The following is a 16740-nucleotide window of genomic DNA, read 5'->3' as shown; positions in this document are numbered from 1 at the left end:
ATCCAACCTACGAAGGCATTTCGTCAGAAATTCCCCGGCGTGTACAAACCGTTACACGCCGAAACCAATCACTCACTGAACGCATTGATCCACAAGTTTATAGTTCATCTCAACGGCCCCGCAGTGGGGTTCAAATATAAGCAAATTCGAGGATGTCGAGATGAATAAAGTATTAGCTCTGGTTGTTGCCGCTGCAATGGGTCTGTCTTCTGCTGCTTTCGCTGCTGAAACTACTGCGACTCCAGCTCCTGCTGCAACAGCAACTGCTCACGCACCAGCTGCAAAAACCACTCATCACAAGAAACACAAAAAAGCAGCCACCGAGCAGAAAGCTCAAGCAGCTAAAAAACACAAAAAAGAAGTGAAGAAAACTGAAGCTGCAAAACCAGCTGCACAGAAAGCCCAGGCTGCTAAAAAACATCACAAAAAACCTACCGCTAAAACTGAAGCAGCAAAACCTGCAACTCAGCCAGCTGCGTAAGTTTATCGGGGCAACCCCGAAAGCATAGCCACACTATTAACCTGCATACTTCACGTTGTCGGTTAAAAAACACCCGGTTCGCCGGGTGTTTACTTCCGGAGTCTGGATGATGTTGCGACGCTATAGTTTTGAAATCATCCTCACGCTGCTTATTCTTTGCGGCATTGTTACGCTAAGCTTCTGGCTTTAATGACTTTTCACTCCCACTTTTTGTGCGACCCGTCTATAGTTAGACCATTCATTGGGTTTATTTAACAATCATAATTAATCGCCCCATAGAGAGTGATATGCGCAAAAAAGTTGTATTGCTGTTAGGTGTACTTTGTTTGTTACCTGCCCTTTCTCACGCTGATGAAAGCGCTGCGAATGTCAAAACACTGTTCTTTGGCAAGGATGACCGCATGCGTGTCACCGACCCATCAAGCCCACCGTGGGATGCTATCGGCCAGCTCGAAACAGCCAGTGGCAATTTATGCACCGCGACTTTAATCTCCCCGCATCTGGCGTTGACCGCCGGGCACTGTTTACTGCAACCGCCACGCGGCACACCTGATAAAGCTATCGCATTACGTTTTGTGTCGAACAAAGGCAAGTGGCGCTACGAAATTCATGACATCGAAGGCCGGGTTGAATCATCGCTTGGTCGTCGGTTAAAGCCTGATGGCGATGGTTGGATTGTGCCGGCAAATGCCGCACCGCATGATTTTGGCCTGATTGTGTTACACAACCCGCCGTCGGGTATTACGCCATTGCCGTTGTTTGAAGGCGACCGCGATGCGCTCACCGAAGCGCTCAAAAATCAGAATCGTAAAGTCACGCAGTCGGGTTATCCGGAAGATCATCTGGATGATCTCTACACCCATAACGATTGCCTGATTACTGGCTGGGCACAGAAAACGGTATTGTCGCACCAGTGCGATACGCTGCCTGGCGACAGCGGTTCGCCGTTAATGCTGAAGGTTGATAATGCCTGGCAGTTGATTGGTGTTCAGAGTTCGGCTCCCGCAGCCAAAGACCGCTACCGGGCCGATAACCGCGCGATTTCCGTTACCGGTTTTCGTGACCAGCTACAAACTTTAGCTAACCAGTAATTCCACCGCCTGGGCTTGCACCAGGCGGTTTTCTTTTATGCCAGTTTGATTATCACCATACCGATCAACAATAAAACCAACCCTACCCAGCCTTTGCGGTTAAGCCGTTGGCCGAACAATATCCAGCCTGCCGCCACGGTAGCGATAATCCCAAACCCACCCCACAAAGCATAGGCAACGGAAAGCTCAATCCCTTTTACCGCCTGCGCCAGTGCGCTAAAGGCGGCAAGCACTGCACACAGCGACAACACGCCATAGCCAAAGCGCCGGAACCCGTCGGAGTGTTTCAGGAAAATATTGGCCACAATTTCCAGCACAATCGCCACCAGCAACCACAGAGCGTGAACCCATTCAAATGACAGCATGTTCGCCCTCCCTGGCGGGTTTATCCGTTCGTGGTTTACGGGTAGCAGTACCGGATTTAATCAACGCGATCCCCACCACCAGCGTGGTCAAGCCAATTATTTTTAGTAGTGATATTGACTCGTCAAACAGCAGGACACTGAATACGGTAATAAATAAAATACCTATCCCTTCCCACATCGCATAGGCGACGCCAAGGGCGATTTTTTTAATCGAAAACGACAGTAAAATATAAGACAAGGTGATCATCAGCAGCATAAAAATATAGCCGAGATTATCATCGCTAACACTGGACCATTTCATGGATAATGTGCCAGTGATTTCTGCAATAATAGCCAGTGCTAATAATATCCAATAGATCATGATTCCTCTCCTGATAGAGAAAATAGCCGTGCTAAAACTTGTGACATGCTAAATAAAGCGCGCAAGTCGAATAAAAAATAAGCTTCTTTCCCCAAAACAATTCGAGTTCCAGCAAGGCAGCAACCTCGTCAGTCCCCCTGAGCACAGTGAACTATGCGATTGGGACGAGTGAGAGTAGCCACGCAACTGGGGCGCGAAGTATGAGGGGAAATACAGGAGAGCGAATCTACAGCGCGTTGCGCCAGTGTTGTTCACCGGAAAGTGAAAATGCAGAAGAGAAAGATGGAGCTTGATGGGTAACTAACATTTTGAACAGCTTGTTCGTAAGCATAATGTCCATAGTTTTCACAACGTATCCGCGGTGTTGCTTCTCATCAGTTGCGGATAGTAAATTGTCCTCAGTAGTCAAACACGCTAAATTTGTACCATATTTCAGGTATTAACCGCCTTCCCTTTTCAATTCTTTACGCTCGGCGACGTAAAAATAACGGTATACCCCTCCTTTTCACACCCGTATTATATAAACATTAAGGAACAGATTATTCTGACGGAGACCATCAATAATGGCAAAACCCATTATTACATTCAGTGCGTTAAAAGCAGTCATTATGATGGGTATGTTAGTCATCATTCTGGTGGGTATAAAAGTGGCAGCGGATATGATTGTGCCATTTATTCTGGCGCTGTTTATTGCCATTATCCTCAACCCCATGATCCGTCGTCTTGAAGGCATTCGCGTTCCACGGGTGCTGGCGATTACCCTGGTCATTTCAGTGATTATTTTCGTGGTGGTCGTGCTTCTCGCCTATCTGGGGACCACGATGAATGACCTGACGCGCACGTTGCCACATTACCGTTCGTCTTTAATTTCTCCGATGCAAACGCTGGAACCCTGGCTACAACGTGTCGGCATCTCGGTGTCGGTTGATGAACTGGTGAAATACATTGACCCCAATTCCGCCGTGGCACTGGTTACAGGTCTTATCACCCAGCTTTCCAACGCCATGACATCCATCTTCTTGTTGCTGCTGACCGTGGTGTTTATGTTGCTTGAAGTGCCGCAATTACCGGTAAAGCTCCAGCAGTTACTGTCCCGCCCGGCGGAAGGAATGGTGGCTATCCAGCGTGCGCTCGATAGCGTGAGCCAATATCTGGTGCTGAAAACCGCCATCAGTCTGGTAACAGGCCTTGTGGTCTGGGTAATGCTGGCGATGCTTGACGTGCGTTTCGCCTTTGTCTGGGCATTGCTCGCCTTCTCGCTTAACTACATTCCCAACATTGGTTCCGTTCTGGCGGCCATTCCTCCCGTCGCGCAAGTGCTGGTCTTCAGTGGTTTGTACGAAGCATTGCTGGTCGTGGCGGGGTATCTGGCGATAAACCTGGTGTTTGGCAATATTATTGAGCCGCGCATGATGGGCCGCGGGCTGGGGTTATCGACGCTGGTGGTGTTTTTGTCGTTGATCTTCTGGGGCTGGCTACTCGGCCCGGTGGGGATGCTACTGTCGGTACCACTGACTATCGCGGTAAAAATAGCCCTTGAACAAAGCGATGGCGGTAAACGTATTGCCGTGTTGCTCAGTGACGTGACAAAAAGCTAATGAACCAGAGCCGTTGCGCGCAAGCGTACGGCTCTGGTGTGAGATTACAAGGTGTAGCCCGGTTTTTTAGCCAGCGTATCTAATGCCGGGGCAATCTCTTTATCGTAAACATCCTCTTTCCAGCGATCTTTCTGGATTGGGGTTAAGGCTACGGAAAGTGATTCATCCGTTGAATTGAAATGCTTTTTGAGTACGTCACAGATATCGGCGGCTAGCGCCTCTTTCTGCTCGTCAGTCAGTTCACGCGGGAAGTGTTTTACGGTGATATGCGGCACAACAAATCTCCTTTGAATATCGAATTCTATTCTTACGTTAAGTTAGCCGGTTCTGGCAACTGAAAATTATTTCGGGCAAATAGCGGCAAACTCCGCAAAGCTGATACCGTATTGTGGGTGGTCAAAACGCAAACCAAACCGTTCTTGCAGCAGCTGATACAGTGCCGATTCATCGTTAATGTCTTGCCGCTCCCCGTCGTTAAACTGGCGGTTACTGAGCGAAAGCGTCGGCGAGGCGGGTCCGTGAAAACCGATACGCTCGAAATAGGCCTGTCGCTCAAATGTCATCATCTCAACTCCTTTAAATCAGATGTATTGACTATAAAGCGTTTTTTTCACGGTAAATGATCGATAATGCTCTCGCTCGAAGGGGCCTGTAGACTATTCACCGGAAATTAAGCGCCAGAAGGAAGGTTCATGAAACCCAAGTCGATGACACTCTATGACGTGGCAAAACACGCCAATGTCTCTTATCAGACCGTTTCGCGGGTCATCAATCAGGCGGAGCATGTTTCTGATAAAACACGCCGTAAAGTGGAAGCGGCAATGTTGGCGCTTAATTATGTTCCTAACCGTGTCGCCCAACAGCTGGCCGGGAAACTTAGCCACACCATTGGGCTGGTGACCAGTAATCTGTCGCTTCATGCGCCGTCACAAATCGCCGCAGCCATTAAAATTCAGGCCAGCAAGCTCCACTTCAACGTGGTGATATCAATGATTGAGCAGCCCGACATGAACGCCTGTAAAAATGCGGTCAACAGCCTGCTCTCGCAGCGGGTCGACGGGTTGATTGTGAATATTCCACTCGAAGATGAGCAGGCCGCCGCGATCACTGAGATGTGTGGCAATGTGCCTGCGTTGTTTCTTGATGTCTCACCGCAACTTGATACCCACAGCATCACCTTCGATGCCACAACAGGCACGCATTTGGCGGTGGATCATCTCGTTATGCAAGGCCACCAGCACATCGCGTTACTCAGTGGGCCGCTCAATTCCGTTTCAGCGCGTTTGCGCCTTGAGGGCTGGCAACAAGCACTGGTGCAGCATCAGCTGACGGCCATTGCGCAGTTGCAAGGCGACTGGAGTTCACTATCAGGTTATCTCCAGACACTCTCCCTTGTGAGTTCCGGCGTGACGTTCACCGCCCTGCTGGTCGCCAACGATCAGATGGCGTTAGGCGCACTGCGCGCACTCAATGAATCGGGCCTGGCTGTGCCGGGGCAAGTTTCAGTGATTGGTTATGACGACACCGAAGACAGCGCCTGTTTTATCCCGCCGCTCACCACCATCAAGCAGGATTTTAAAGCGCTGGGTGAAATCAGCGTCGACACCCTGACAGCCCTGATTCATACCGCTATTCGGCCCGTCAATGCACGCGTTTTACCGGTGACACTGGTGGAGCGTAAAACGACGGCGGCACCCGGTTTTTATACCGCGTCGCCACAGGCACTGGCGGATGCACTGGCTGTTCTCGCCCGCCAGGTTGCGCGCCTGAAATAATTTCTGTGAATCCCCTCACCTGAACCTGTTTTGATGCTTTACATTGCGGCGAACAAAAATCATATTATTTAAAATTGTGAGCGCATCGCAAAAATGCAAAGGAACAACCAATATGACAATTCAATCGGGTTCAGTCGCGGCGTCACTCGCCGCGATTCTCGGGCGACGTGACTGGGAAAACCCAGCGGTAACGCAATTGAACCGTTTACCGGCGCACCCACCGTTTTCCAGCTGGCGTGACGCTCTCGCCGCCCGTGACGATAGCGCATCGGACAGCCTGAAAATTCTGAATGGTGAATGGCAGTTTAACTATTTCACTCAGCCTGAAAGCGTGCCCGAAAGCTGGCTTGAAACTGATTTAGCCGACGCGCAGCCTTTGCCTGTGCCATCAAACTGGCAAATGCATGGCTTCGATGCGCCGATTTATACCAATGTCACCTATCCCATTCCCGTCACTCCGCCGTTTGTGCCGGCAAACAACCCAACAGGTTGTTACTCGCTCACATTTAATGTTGAACAATCCTGGCTTGATAATGGCCAGACACGCATTATTTTTGATGGCGTGAATTCTGCTTTTCACCTCTGGTGTAACGGCCACTGGATTGGCTACGGCCAGGACAGCCGCCTGCCCTCTGAGTTTGATCTCAGCAAAGTCCTGCATGCGGGGCAAAACCGCCTCGCGGTGATGGTGCTGCGCTGGTGTGACGGTAGTTATCTTGAAGACCAGGATATGTGGCGCATGAGCGGTATTTTCCGTGACGTCACACTGCTGCATAAACCGGCCACGCAGCTCAGTGATGTGCGTATTGCCAGCCATTTAAACGAAGATTTTAGCCATGCGATTCTGGAAACGCAGGTCGTCGTCAAAGGCGATACCGGCAGTCCATTGCAGGTAACAGTGCAACTGTGGCGCGGTGAGCAGTGCGTTGGCGAGCGGCAACAGCCACTCGGGAGCGAGATTATTGATGAACGTGGCGCCTATAGCGACCGAACCACAATCCGGCTCCCTGTTGCAAACCCGCTGCTGTGGAGTGCGGAAATCCCTGACCTCTACCGCGCCGTGGTTATTTTGCAAGATAGCGGTGGCGCGACAATCGAAGCCGAAGCCTATGACGTGGGCTTTCGCAGAGTCGAAATCCACCAGGGATTGTTGAAACTCAACGGCAAACCGTTGCTTATTCGCGGCACCAACCGCCATGAACATCACCCGGAATTTGGCCAGGTGATGGATGTCGAAACCATGCGCCGCGACATTCTGTTAATGAAGCAGCACAACTTTAATGCGGTGCGCTGCTCGCATTATCCGAACCACCCGTTGTGGTATCGCTTGTGCGACCGTTACGGCCTTTACGTGGTGGATGAAGCGAACATTGAAACACACGGCATGGTGCCGATGAATCGCCTGAGTGACGATCCCGCCTGGCTGCCCGCAATGACCGAGCGCGTGACGCGCATGGTGCAACGCGACATCAACCATCCGTCCATTATTATCTGGTCGCTCGGTAACGAATCTGGCCACGGCGTCAATCACGACGCGTTGTATCGCTGGATAAAATCAGCCGATCCCACGCGCCCTGTGCAGTATGAAGGCGGCGGTGCAAACACGGCAGCCACCGACATTATTTGCCCGATGTACGCCCGCGTCGATCAAGACCAGCCCTTCCCGGCAGTACCAAAATGGTCGATTAAAAAGTGGATTGGCATGCCAGAGGAAACGCGCCCGCTGATCCTGTGTGAATATGCCCACGCCATGGGCAACAGTTTTGGTGGTTTCCATAAATACTGGCAGGCATTCCGCCAGCACCCCCGCCTGCAAGGCGGCTTTGTCTGGGACTGGGTCGATCAATCACTGATTAAACACGATGAAAACGGCGAACCCTTTTCTGCCTACGGCGGGGATTTTGGTGATAAGCCCAACGATCGCCAGTTCTGCATGAATGGCCTTGTCTTTGCCGACCGTACACCGCATCCGGCATTGTTTGAGGCCCAGCAAGCGCAGCAGTTTTTCCAGTTTGCGCTACATCGCGAAACGCCATTGCGCCTGGAGATTTCCAGCGAATACCTGTTCCGCCACAGCAACAACGAACGCCTGATCTGGCAGATTTCGCAAGCAGGTGAACCCCTCGCAGAAGGTGAAATGCTGCTCGATATTGCGCCAGAAGGTAAGCAGACGATGACCTTCGATTCAATCCCAACAATTAGCGGTAGTGGTGACGTGTGGCTGACGGTAAAAGTTTTGCAAACCAACGCCACAGACTGGTCTGAGGCAGATCATGTTTGTGCATGGGATCAGTGGCAACTGCCAGGCATTCTCACGGCAACCCCACTGCCATTTAATGGTGAAGCGCCTGAACTGTCCACCAGCAATTGCCATTTCGATATCCGCCTCGGCCTGCATCACTGGCAGTTCAACCGCGAAACGGGTTTGTTAAACCAGTGGTGGAAAGCACAGCAGCCTGCGCTCATCACACCGCTGCAAGATCAGTTCACCCGTGCGCCGTTAGATAACGATATTGGCGTCAGCGAAGTGACGCGCATCGACCCCAATGCCTGGGTGGAACGCTGGAAAGCCGCTGGCATGTATGAGCTGGAGTCGCGGGTCGTGAGCTGTGAAGCTGAAGCACTTGCTAATGAAGTGCAGCTACGCACCATTCATAGCTGGCATCACCATGGCAAAACACTGTTTATCAGCCGTAAACTCTGGCGAATTGATTGCCTGGGCGAACTCCACGTCAGCGTTGATGTTGACGTCGCGTTTGGCACACCGCCACCTGCACGCATTGGCCTGACCTGCCAGTTAGCGGAAGTTTATCCTGAAGTGAGCTGGCTTGGCCTCGGGCCGCATGAGAACTACCCCGACCGCAAGCAATCTGCATTATTTGACCGCTGGCAGCGCCCTCTTGAAGACTTGTACACCCCTTATGTTTTCCCAACGGAAAACGGCCTGCGTTGTGATACGCAAAATCTGGAATATGGCGACAACCAGTGGCTCGGGAATTTCCACTTCAATATCAGCCATTTCAGCCAGCAGCAATTGCGCGAAACCTCGCACCGCCACCTGCTTGTTGCCGAAGAAGGAACCTGGTTAAATCTGGATGGTTTCCATATGGGCGTGGGTGGTGATGATTCCTGGAGCCCGAGCGTTTCCCCAGAATACCTGCTTGATAGGCAGCATTATCATTACGAGATTAGCTGGCAGCGTCGTTAACAGTGAGCCCCTGCTCCATTTATTTAAAAAGACATTAGCGTCCATAACCATTTATGGATAGGATTTAGCGCCCGTTTTGACATGGCCCAGAAGTTATAAAAAAGCCAGGCACCAAAACGGAGATCTTTTTAATACGGAGACAGGGGTCCACATGAAAGCAACACAAAAAACAGAAGCGGAAAAACACGCGGCCAGACGGCGCTGGCTTAACTCACATGATGACGGTTACCACAAAGCGATGGGCAACCGCCAGGTGCAGATGATCGCCATTGGCGGCGCGATTGGTACCGGCCTGTTCCTTGGCGCAGGTGCGCGTCTGCAAATGGCTGGCCCAGCTTTAGCGCTGGTGTACCTGGTCTGCGGGATCTTTTCCTTCTTTATTCTACGCGCGTTGGGTGAGTTAGTACTTCATCGCCCGTCGAGCGGCAGCTTCGTTTCATATGCCCGTGAGTTCCTCGGGGAAAAAGCCTCATACGTTGCAGGCTGGATGTACTTCGTTAACTGGGCAATGACCGGCATTGTCGACATCACCGCGGTGGCACTTTATATGCATTACTGGGGTGCTTTCGGTGATGTACCGCAATGGGTATTTGCCCTGTGTGCGCTCGGGATTGTCGGCACCATGAACATGATCGGCGTGAAATGGTTTGCGGAGATGGAGTTTTGGTTTGCGCTGATTAAAGTCCTCGCCATTGTCGCTTTCCTGGTGGTCGGGACGATATTTCTCGGCAGCGGTAAAATGCTGGACGGCAATGCGACAGGCTTCCATTTAATCACTGATAACGGTGGTTTATTCCCGCATGGCTTATTACCCGCGCTGGTGCTGGTTCAGGGCGTGGTGTTTGCGTTTGCATCCATTGAACTGGTGGGGACTGCCGCAGGCGAGTGCAAAGACCCGCAAACCATGGTACCAAAGGCGATTAACAGCGTTATCTGGCGTATCGGCCTGTTCTACGTGGGTTCCGTTGTGTTGCTGGTGTTGTTACTGCCGTGGAATGCTTATCAGGCAGGGCAAAGCCCGTTTGTGACGTTTTTCTCAAAGCTCGGCGTGCCTTATATCGGCGATATTATGAATATGGTGGTACTGAGTGCCGCGCTCTCGAGCCTGAACTCCGGCCTCTATTCCACCGGGCGTATTCTGCGTTCGATGTCGATGGGTGGTTCAGCACCTAAGTTCATGTCGAAAATGAGCAAACAACAGGTTCCGTATGCAGGGATTCTGGTGACGCTTGGCGTGTATGTGATTGGCGTGCTGCTGAATTATCTCGTCCCATCACAAGTGTTTGAAATCGTGCTTAACGTCGCTTCGCTCGGTATTATCACTTCCTGGGCGTTTATCGTGGTTTGCCAGATGAAACTGCGTCAGGCAATCAAGCAAGGCAAAACGCCTGATGTGGGCTTTAAATTACCTGGCGCGCCGTTTACCTCATGGCTGACGCTGTTGTTCCTGTTTAGCGTGCTGGTGTTGATGGGCTTCGATTACCCGAATGGCACTTACACCATCGCCTCTATTCCACTGATTGCTGTGCTGCTGGTCATTGGCTGGTTTGGCGCGCGTAAGCGGGTGCATGAGTTGGCTCATAACCCTGATGCACATCCCGATGATATGCCGCAGAAAGTTGAGTGATGACGTGGTGAGGTGTTAAAGAAAAAGGCAGAAGATTATCTTCTGCCTTTTTGCTTTCCCGCGCGGGTGTTACAGCGTGCCGCTGAATATCACCGGACCTGTTGGTTGTCCGGTTGGTGAGCCACCCTGCGGCTCAAGACTGATGGCAATCGTTGTGCCTGGGGACAATGCCACATTGGCAGCGGTGAGTTCCGTGGCTTCATGGGCGTTAACTAAACCCAGCGAAATCGGTTTTGCACCTGAGGGGATCGCCCACAGTTCTAAGCTGTTGCTGGCGGCAATTTCTCGCGGTTGAACCGGAACCAACTGCAATGTTTTACGCTCACGATCCGCATTAACAACCCATTGCTCTTTCGCCGCGTCACTGCTGTTTAATACCACCAGCGGTGCAAGTTCTGGCGAACGACTGGTGAAATACGGCACCAGAATAATAGCCGCAAGCCCGGCGGCTAACGCCCAGCCGAGATAATTCCAGTACCACAATGGAGCGGTTTTTTGCGGTGGCAAACTGAGCTGAATTTTCTTCCATACCCGTTCTGGCGGAATCTGTTGCTGTGTGGTGTTTTCAAACGGTGCCAGCAGCGTTTGCCAGCGCCCAAGTTGCTGCGCCAGTTCTGGCTCCTGCGCAAGGCGTTTTTCGAAATGCAGACGCGCATTCCCGCGCAGCGTGCCCAGGGCATACTGTGCGCTCAATGCGCTGTCGATATCTTGTCTGCTTTTCATAATCCTACGCAGTCCTTAAGGTGGTCCAGTGCCCGACGAACCCAGCTTTTCACTGTGCCGAGCGGCTGATGTAACCAGGTGGCAATTTCGCTGTGCGACATCCCCTGATAATAAGCCAGCACCACACTTTGCCGTTGTTCCGGCGGCAGGTGCGCCAGGCACTGTGTCAGTTTGTCGACTTGCTTATCATCATGCTGGTTTTCATCATTTTGATAACTCGTGACGGGCGTATATTCGGTCAGTTCCTCTTCCAGCTCACTGCTGCGCGTTGTGCCGCTTCTTAACCAGTCGATACAACGATTACGCACAATATGCGTAAGCCAGGTCATGGGGGAGCTGAATGCGGGGTCATATGTTGCGGCACGATTCCAGACCGCAAGGAAGCTGTCGTGAAGGACTTCTTCAGCCCATGCCGAACGGCGCAACATGCGCAGCGCGACGGGAAAAAGTGCCGGGGAAGTCTGCCGATACAGTTGTTCAAATGCGCGTCTGTCACCATCAGCAATGGCTTGCACTAACGCTACCTGTTGTTGAACCAGCTTATTATCCATATCTGCCCTGATTAAGGTGTGAGCAGACGCAGGCCGCGCTCACTCACACCGAGTATAGACAGTAATTATTCAGGCATCAGGACCGTATCAATAACATCGATCACACCATTTTTCTGGTTTACGTCGTATGTGCTGATATTGGCGATATTACCTTTGCCATCTTTAAGCTGGATGTTGTGTGGGCCGTTGCTCATTATCCACAGCGGTTGCCCGTTCACGGTTTTCAGTTCCGCATGGCCGCCACCCTCTTTAATTTTTTTCTCGAGCTGTTTCATATCGTATTTACCCGCCACGACGTGGTAGGTCAGGATGCTGGTCAGCGTGGCTTTGTTTTCTGGTTTTACCAGGTTTTCAACGGTCCCGGCTGGCAGTTTGGCAAATGCCGCGTTGGTCGGTGCAAACACGGTAAATGGCCCCGGGCCTTGCAGTGTCTCGACCAGACCCGCCGCTTTAACGGCTGCAACCAGCGTGGTGTGGTCTTTCGAGTTGAGCGCATTCTCGACGATATTTTTCGAAGGGTACATCGCCGCGCCACCCACCATGACGGAATCTGACATCATGGCAGCCATGCTGGCTGCGCTAAACAGTAACGAGGTCGTGATAGCAGCAGTAAGGATCTTGTTCATGGTTATTTCCTCATTGAGTCAGGAGCACGTTGTTGGCTCACACTCTGATATACGAACGAGGAAACGAATTGGATGCAGGGAAATAAAAATATTTTTAAGGCCAGAAAAACTCCCTTGTCAGCCGCATTGAGACTCGCTAAATCCTTATCCGATAAAAACTTGCATTAACGTTATGTGCCGTTAACACTTTTCAAACATTCGTCACAAGTATTAACATACCACCTTGAATGTTCCAGATGGTTCGTCCGGAACGTAAAATGCTCCCACCAGTGAAGATGTCTGATGAAAATTGTGCACCATGGAAAGATTTCCTTTCCATTGATATTAGTCCCGGCCCTTTCGTCCTTTGCCCTTCCCGCGCTTGCAGCTGAAGAGACAATGGTCGTTACCGCAACGCAAGGCACAGTTTCCGAGCTGGATACCCCGGCGGCGGTCAGTGTTATCAATGGCGACGATATGCGCCAGGCGGCACCACGCGTTAATCTTTCAGAAAGCCTGAGCAGCGTGCCTGGGTTACAAGTCCAGAATCGTCAGAACTATGCGCAAGATTTACAGCTTTCGGTTCGCGGGTTTGGTTCGCGCTCAACCTACGGGGTACGCGGAATACGCATGTACGTGGACGGTATCCCCGCCACGATGCCCGACGGCCAGGGGCAAACCTCGAATATCGATATTAACAGCGTAGAAAGTATTGAAGTGTTACGCGGCCCCTTTTCGGCGTTGTATGGCAATGCGTCGGGCGGCGTCATTAACGTGACAACGACAACCGGTACGCAGCCGCCCACTTTCGAAGCGAGCAGCTACTACGGCAGTTTTGGAAGCTGGCGCAACAGCATTAAGGCCACGGGCGCTACGGGCGATGGCACGCAGGCAGGCGACGTGGATTACGCCGTTTCCGCTTCACGTTTTACCACGCACGGTTATCGTGACCACAGCAGCGCACAAAAAAATATCGGCAACGCCAAACTGGGCGTCAGACTCAACGAAGCGAGCAAGTTAACGTTACTGCTCAACAGCGTAGATATTGATGCCAATGATCCTGGCGGTTTAACCGAGCAGGAATGGCACAACGATCCGACTCAGGCTCCCCGCGCCGAACAGTACAACACCCGCAAAACAACGAAACAGACTCAGGCCGGGTTGCGCTACGACCGGCAGTTAACCGCCAGTGATGATTTGAGCGTGATGATGTACGCAGGTGTGCGTGAAACCACACAGTATCAATCCATTCCCGTTGCCCCACAGCTAAACCCGACGCATCCGGGCGGCGTGATTTCGCTCTCGCGTCACTATCAGGGAATTGATTCTCGCTGGACGCACCGCGGTGATCTTCTGTCAGTGCCGGTCACCTTTACCACCGGGCTTGACTACGAAACCATGTCGGAAAAACGCAAAGGGTATGAAAACTTTGTGGTAGAAAACGGTACCACGGTTCTAGGCGAAAAAGGCGATTTACGCCGTGACGAACGCAACCTGATGTGGAACGTGGACCCGTATCTGCAAACTGCCTGGCAGCTCACCGATAAACTCAGCCTCGATGCCGGAGTGCGATTCAGCTCGGTCTGGTTCGACTCAAACGATCAGTACATTACCGGTAAGAATGGCGATGACAGCGGAGATGCCAGCTATCACAAATGGCTTCCGGCTGCGGCACTGAAATACGCAGTGACTGATGCCTGGAATATTTACACCTCGGCAGGCCGTGGTTTTGAAACGCCTACCATCAACGAACTGTCGTATCGTGATAATGGCCAGTCAGGGCTGAACTTCGGTTTAAAACCCTCCACCAGCGATACCGTGGAAGTCGGCAGCAAAACACGTATTGGCAATAGCTTACTCAGTGCGGCACTCTTCCAGACCGATACCGATGATGAGATTGTTGCCGACCAAAGCAGCGGCGGGCGCACAACCTACAAAAATGCCGGTGAAACCCGCCGCCGTGGCGTTGAGCTTTCCGCTGATAGCCAGTTGGGTTACGACTGGCGTGTGAAAATGGCGTGGACTTATCTGGACGCAACCTACCGCAGTAATGCGTGTGGCGCTGATAATTGCGAGGGTAACCGCATTCCGGGAATCGCGCGCAACATGGGCTACGCGTCGCTTGAATATGCGCCGCCAGAGGGTTTCTATGGCGGCGCTGACGTTCGCTACATGAGCGATATTCAGGCCAACGATGAAAACACCGCACAAGCGCCTGCTTATACGGTTGCCTCGCTCAATAGCGGTTATAAACTGCGGATCCAGGAAAGCTGGTTACTGGATATCTGGGGGCGCGTCGATAACCTGTTCGACCGCGAATACGTCGGTTCCGTTATCGTCAACGAAGGTAATGGTCGCTACTATGAACCTGCGCCAGGGCGTAATTATGGTGTGGGCGTGAATCTGAGTTACACCTTCCTGTAAGTCCATCTGACAGGCATAAAAAAACGGAACCTGATTTGGGTTCCGTTTTTATTGCTGTCTGTTTTTATTACGACCAGAAGTGTGATTACTCCATGGTGGCTCCACCGTTAAGCTTAAACACCACGTTGACAATCATACCCTGCCCCGGCTTGCCGCTTTCATAACGCCATTTTTTCATCGCCATTTTCACTTCGCGCTCAAACATGTTGGCTGGCGTGGCAGAAAGAATCGTCACATTGCTCACGCTACCGTCTGCAGCAACATCAAATTTCACACGCACCTTACCTTCAATGCGCAAAGCGTGTGCGCGGGCAGGATACTGCGGCGAATTACGGCTCAGCGCGCGCGGCCCGGTGGCAACAGGTGCGGTTGAAGTAACAGGCGCTGTATTAGCCACCGGTGCCGGGCGAGCAGGCGCGGTGTTAGTCACCGGAGCGGCTGTCGGGCGTGGTTCAACCGGTTTCACTTCACGCTTCGGTTGCTCCACTTTTTTCACCGGCTTCGGTTTTGGCTTCGGTTTCGGCTCTGGCTTATGAATAACCACCGGCGCTTCTTTCGGCGGCTCGGGAATGGGTTCAGGCTCAGGTTCAGCAACCGGCTCTGGTGGCGGTTGCACAACTTCAGGTTGTGGCGGTTCCAGGTCAGCCGGAGCCACCATCGTCACGCTGATAGGCTGGGCAGGCGCTGGCAACTCAATAACCTGATGATGTACCGAGGCATACAGAGCCGCTGCAACGATAGCACCATGAATTAAAACTGAGAGTGCAGTCGGCCACGTAAGGCGGCGGCGAGGTAAATCAAAGGTCATTGACGTCATAATGGCTTAGGTGTCTTAGAACAGGCGTCAATTTTAAATGCAAATAGCAATCATATTCAACAACGCATCCACTAAACACGCTCATTTTTCTGCCAGACGCTGGATTTTCCCTCATTCACCCCGCCGATTTAACATCTTGTTTATCTTTCAATTGCAGTCTTAGCGCCATTCACTTACCGTATTTTACATACCTCATATCAATAAGGAGTGCTGCACGTGCTGTATGTCATTTATGCGGAAGATAATGCCGACTCTCTCGAAAAGCGGACGGCAGTGCGCCCGGCCCACCTGGCCCGACTACAACTTTTACGTGATGAAGGCCGTCTGTTAACCGCCGGTCCAATGCCTGCCGTCGACAGTAACGAACCAGGTGCTGCGGGTTTTACCGGTTCAACGGTCATTGCTGAGTTTGCAACGCTTGAGGATGCACAAGCCTGGGCTGAAGCAGATCCTTATATCGCGGCGGGTGTGTACAAACAGGTAGCAATCAAGCCATTCAAGAAGGTATTCTGATTAAACTATTCGTACGGCGAATGAATTTATCAGGAAATTTTTATGGATTTGTTTGATGAGTCTTATGAGCGCCATAAGCAGTCTGTGGGTAATCAGGAAGCACGCTGGAACGCCTGGCTCGCCAAACACCCGTTGGTGATTGTCGCGGCAGCATCGGTCACTGTACTGATTATTTTATTGGCAATGCATTTCTCGTAAGACCGAGATTGAAGAAGATACCGGGCACCGCAAGCGGTGCCCTTTTCTTTACGACGCCCATTGATCGTGAATGGCAAACAGCAAGGAATTACGCTGGCGGTTTGTCTGGCACTTTCTGATGGCGTGAATGCGCATATTGCGGCGCGACTGACCTTCCAGCCAACGCGACCTGCGCCGTTGTGTCTGACGCAGCATCCGCCACCGTCCGACCTCAGTTCTACTACGCCTCATTTTTACGACTCGGGTTGCATTTAAGACGCGCCATTATAGAGCGTTCTTCACGCCAGACCAGTCGTTTTACGATTATACCCGTCATACTTCAGGTTGTTGGTGTTTAACCGGGCCTGCGCAAGCGCTGCTCTGAAATGCCCACGGCGTTTTAGTCCGCCACTCAGATAATTTT

Annotated in this window: 20 protein-coding genes; 10 read left to right on the top strand and 10 right to left on the bottom strand. The window is 51.8% G+C overall.

Features of this window, described 5'->3' with window-relative positions; all coding sequences use genetic code 11:
• Positions 1-160: 160 nt before the first annotated feature.
• From asr to M975_RS06520, 3 genes are all read left to right on the top strand, one after another.
• The gene (asr, locus tag M975_RS06525) at positions 161-481 is read left to right on the top strand and encodes an acid resistance repetitive basic protein Asr (RefSeq protein ID WP_064558034.1); all 321 of its coding nucleotides are present in this window, start codon (positions 161-163) and stop codon (positions 479-481) included.
• Positions 482-587: 106 nt separating this feature from the next.
• Positions 588-671, top strand: coding sequence for a small membrane protein YdgU (gene ydgU, locus M975_RS23630; protein ID WP_472297464.1), 84 nt, complete (start codon positions 588-590; stop codon positions 669-671).
• Between the two features lie 97 nt (positions 672-768).
• Positions 769-1572: a trypsin-like serine peptidase gene (locus M975_RS06520; protein ID WP_064558033.1), complete on the top strand. Its 804-nt coding sequence runs from the start codon at positions 769-771 to the stop codon at positions 1570-1572.
• A 35-nt stretch (positions 1573-1607) separates the two neighbouring features.
• Here the strand turns inward: M975_RS06520 and mdtI are convergent, their stop codons facing one another.
• The 3 genes from mdtI to M975_RS23625 form a co-directional block, all read right to left on the bottom strand.
• On the bottom strand, positions 1608-1937 hold the full coding sequence (mdtI, locus tag M975_RS06515; RefSeq protein ID WP_064558032.1) for a multidrug/spermidine efflux SMR transporter subunit MdtI: 330 nt from the start codon (positions 1935-1937) through the stop codon (positions 1608-1610).
• Entirely contained in the window at positions 1924-2301 is a 378-nt protein-coding gene (gene mdtJ / locus M975_RS06510; protein ID WP_167350532.1) for a multidrug/spermidine efflux SMR transporter subunit MdtJ, read from the bottom strand. Before mdtJ ends, mdtI begins: the two co-directional genes overlap by 14 nt.
• A 223-nt stretch (positions 2302-2524) precedes the next feature.
• Positions 2525-2629 carry a protein YdgV gene (locus M975_RS23625; protein WP_483413587.1) on the bottom strand — a complete coding sequence of 35 codons (105 nt, stop codon included), beginning with the start codon at positions 2627-2629 and terminating at the stop codon, positions 2525-2527.
• 232 nt (positions 2630-2861) lie between these two features.
• Here M975_RS23625 and M975_RS06505 point away from each other — a divergent pair, with 232 nt between their 5' ends.
• Complete coding sequence (locus M975_RS06505; RefSeq protein WP_064558030.1) at positions 2862-3896, top strand: AI-2E family transporter; 1035 nt, start codon at positions 2862-2864, stop codon at positions 3894-3896.
• Positions 3897-3940: 44 nt separating this feature from the next.
• Here the strand turns inward: M975_RS06505 and pptA are convergent, their stop codons facing one another.
• Positions 3941-4171, bottom strand: coding sequence for a tautomerase PptA (gene pptA / locus M975_RS06500; RefSeq protein ID WP_064558029.1), 231 nt, complete (start codon positions 4169-4171; stop codon positions 3941-3943).
• A 66-nt stretch (positions 4172-4237) separates the two neighbouring features.
• Positions 4238-4462, bottom strand: a complete 225-nt coding sequence (locus tag M975_RS06495) for a hypothetical protein (RefSeq protein ID WP_064558028.1) — start codon at positions 4460-4462, stop codon at positions 4238-4240.
• Positions 4463-4588: 126 nt separating this feature from the next.
• Here M975_RS06495 and M975_RS06490 point away from each other — a divergent pair, with 126 nt between their 5' ends.
• From M975_RS06490 to ansP, 3 genes are all read left to right on the top strand, one after another.
• On the top strand, positions 4589-5671 hold the full coding sequence (locus tag M975_RS06490; RefSeq protein ID WP_064558027.1) for a LacI family DNA-binding transcriptional regulator: 1083 nt from the start codon (positions 4589-4591) through the stop codon (positions 5669-5671).
• 112 nt (positions 5672-5783) lie between these two features.
• Positions 5784-8879: a beta-galactosidase gene (locus M975_RS06485; RefSeq protein ID WP_064558026.1), complete on the top strand. Its 3096-nt coding sequence runs from the start codon at positions 5784-5786 to the stop codon at positions 8877-8879.
• A 151-nt stretch (positions 8880-9030) separates the two neighbouring features.
• The gene (gene ansP, locus M975_RS06480) at positions 9031-10506 is read left to right on the top strand and encodes an L-asparagine permease (protein ID WP_064558025.1); all 1476 of its coding nucleotides are present in this window, start codon (positions 9031-9033) and stop codon (positions 10504-10506) included.
• 69 nt (positions 10507-10575) lie between these two features.
• Here ansP and M975_RS06475 read toward each other — a convergent pair whose 3' ends face one another.
• The 3 genes from M975_RS06475 to M975_RS06465 all read right to left on the bottom strand — a co-directional run bounded on the left by M975_RS06475 (position 10576) and on the right by M975_RS06465 (position 12406).
• On the bottom strand, positions 10576-11229 hold the full coding sequence (locus M975_RS06475; protein WP_064558024.1) for an anti-sigma factor: 654 nt from the start codon (positions 11227-11229) through the stop codon (positions 10576-10578).
• Positions 11226-11780: an RNA polymerase sigma factor gene (locus M975_RS06470; RefSeq protein WP_064558023.1), complete on the bottom strand. Its 555-nt coding sequence runs from the start codon at positions 11778-11780 to the stop codon at positions 11226-11228. Before M975_RS06470 ends, M975_RS06475 begins: the two co-directional genes overlap by 4 nt.
• A gap of 65 nt (positions 11781-11845) precedes the next feature.
• A complete protein-coding gene (locus M975_RS06465) occupies positions 11846-12406 on the bottom strand; it encodes a fasciclin domain-containing protein (RefSeq protein WP_064558022.1) in 561 nt (186 codons plus the stop codon).
• Positions 12407-12688: 282 nt separating this feature from the next.
• On the opposite strand from M975_RS06465, the gene pqqU reads away from it, so the two are divergent.
• Positions 12689-14809: a TonB-dependent receptor PqqU gene (gene pqqU / locus M975_RS06460; RefSeq protein ID WP_064558021.1), complete on the top strand. Its 2121-nt coding sequence runs from the start codon at positions 12689-12691 to the stop codon at positions 14807-14809.
• Positions 14810-14894: 85 nt separating this feature from the next.
• On the opposite strand, the gene M975_RS06455 is transcribed toward pqqU, so the two are convergent.
• The gene (locus M975_RS06455) at positions 14895-15626 is read right to left on the bottom strand and encodes an energy transducer TonB (RefSeq protein ID WP_209438122.1); all 732 of its coding nucleotides are present in this window, start codon (positions 15624-15626) and stop codon (positions 14895-14897) included.
• A 216-nt stretch (positions 15627-15842) separates the two neighbouring features.
• Between M975_RS06455 and M975_RS06450 the strand changes: the two genes are divergently transcribed.
• Positions 15843-16139 (top strand): YciI family protein, encoded by a 297-nt coding sequence (locus M975_RS06450; RefSeq protein ID WP_064558019.1) that lies wholly within the window; start codon positions 15843-15845, stop codon positions 16137-16139.
• Positions 16140-16181: 42 nt separating this feature from the next.
• Positions 16182-16337, top strand: a complete 156-nt coding sequence (locus M975_RS22880) for a hypothetical protein (RefSeq protein ID WP_154150139.1) — start codon at positions 16182-16184, stop codon at positions 16335-16337.
• A 48-nt stretch (positions 16338-16385) separates the two neighbouring features.
• Here M975_RS22880 and M975_RS22240 read toward each other — a convergent pair whose 3' ends face one another.
• Positions 16386-16568, bottom strand: coding sequence for a YciY family protein (locus tag M975_RS22240; protein ID WP_072009405.1), 183 nt, complete (start codon positions 16566-16568; stop codon positions 16386-16388).
• Positions 16569-16740 lie beyond the last annotated feature (172 nt).

Source organism: Buttiauxella brennerae ATCC 51605 (assembly GCF_001654925.1).
Lineage (GTDB): Bacteria > Pseudomonadota > Gammaproteobacteria > Enterobacterales > Enterobacteriaceae > Buttiauxella > Buttiauxella brennerae.
Note: the sequence above shows the minus strand (reverse complement) of the source record. Positions and strands in the feature narration are given on the sequence as shown.

Coding starts and splice junctions, on each gene's coding strand:
- ansP (WP_064558025.1), top strand. CDS start 9,031: ATGAAAGCAACACAAAAAACAGAAGCGGAAAAACACGCGGCCAGACGG.
- M975_RS22880 (WP_154150139.1), top strand. CDS start 16,182: ATGGATTTGTTTGATGAGTCTTATGAGCGCCATAAGCAGTCTGTGGGT.
- M975_RS06505 (WP_064558030.1), top strand. CDS start 2,862: ATGGCAAAACCCATTATTACATTCAGTGCGTTAAAAGCAGTCATTATG.
- M975_RS06455 (WP_209438122.1), bottom strand. CDS start 15,626: ATGACGTCAATGACCTTTGATTTACCTCGCCGCCGCCTTACGTGGCCG.
- M975_RS06485 (WP_064558026.1), top strand. CDS start 5,784: ATGACAATTCAATCGGGTTCAGTCGCGGCGTCACTCGCCGCGATTCTC.
- M975_RS06520 (WP_064558033.1), top strand. CDS start 769: ATGCGCAAAAAAGTTGTATTGCTGTTAGGTGTACTTTGTTTGTTACCT.
- M975_RS06470 (WP_064558023.1), bottom strand. CDS start 11,780: ATGGATAATAAGCTGGTTCAACAACAGGTAGCGTTAGTGCAAGCCATT.
- mdtI (WP_064558032.1), bottom strand. CDS start 1,937: ATGCTGTCATTTGAATGGGTTCACGCTCTGTGGTTGCTGGTGGCGATT.
- M975_RS22240 (WP_072009405.1), bottom strand. CDS start 16,568: ATGAGGCGTAGTAGAACTGAGGTCGGACGGTGGCGGATGCTGCGTCAG.
- ydgU (WP_472297464.1), top strand. CDS start 588: ATGATGTTGCGACGCTATAGTTTTGAAATCATCCTCACGCTGCTTATT.
- asr (WP_064558034.1), top strand. CDS start 161: ATGAATAAAGTATTAGCTCTGGTTGTTGCCGCTGCAATGGGTCTGTCT.
- pqqU (WP_064558021.1), top strand. CDS start 12,689: ATGAAAATTGTGCACCATGGAAAGATTTCCTTTCCATTGATATTAGTC.
- M975_RS06475 (WP_064558024.1), bottom strand. CDS start 11,229: ATGAAAAGCAGACAAGATATCGACAGCGCATTGAGCGCACAGTATGCC.
- M975_RS06490 (WP_064558027.1), top strand. CDS start 4,589: ATGAAACCCAAGTCGATGACACTCTATGACGTGGCAAAACACGCCAAT.
- M975_RS06495 (WP_064558028.1), bottom strand. CDS start 4,462: ATGATGACATTTGAGCGACAGGCCTATTTCGAGCGTATCGGTTTTCAC.
- M975_RS23625 (WP_483413587.1), bottom strand. CDS start 2,629: ATGCTTACGAACAAGCTGTTCAAAATGTTAGTTACCCATCAAGCTCCA.
- M975_RS06465 (WP_064558022.1), bottom strand. CDS start 12,406: ATGAACAAGATCCTTACTGCTGCTATCACGACCTCGTTACTGTTTAGC.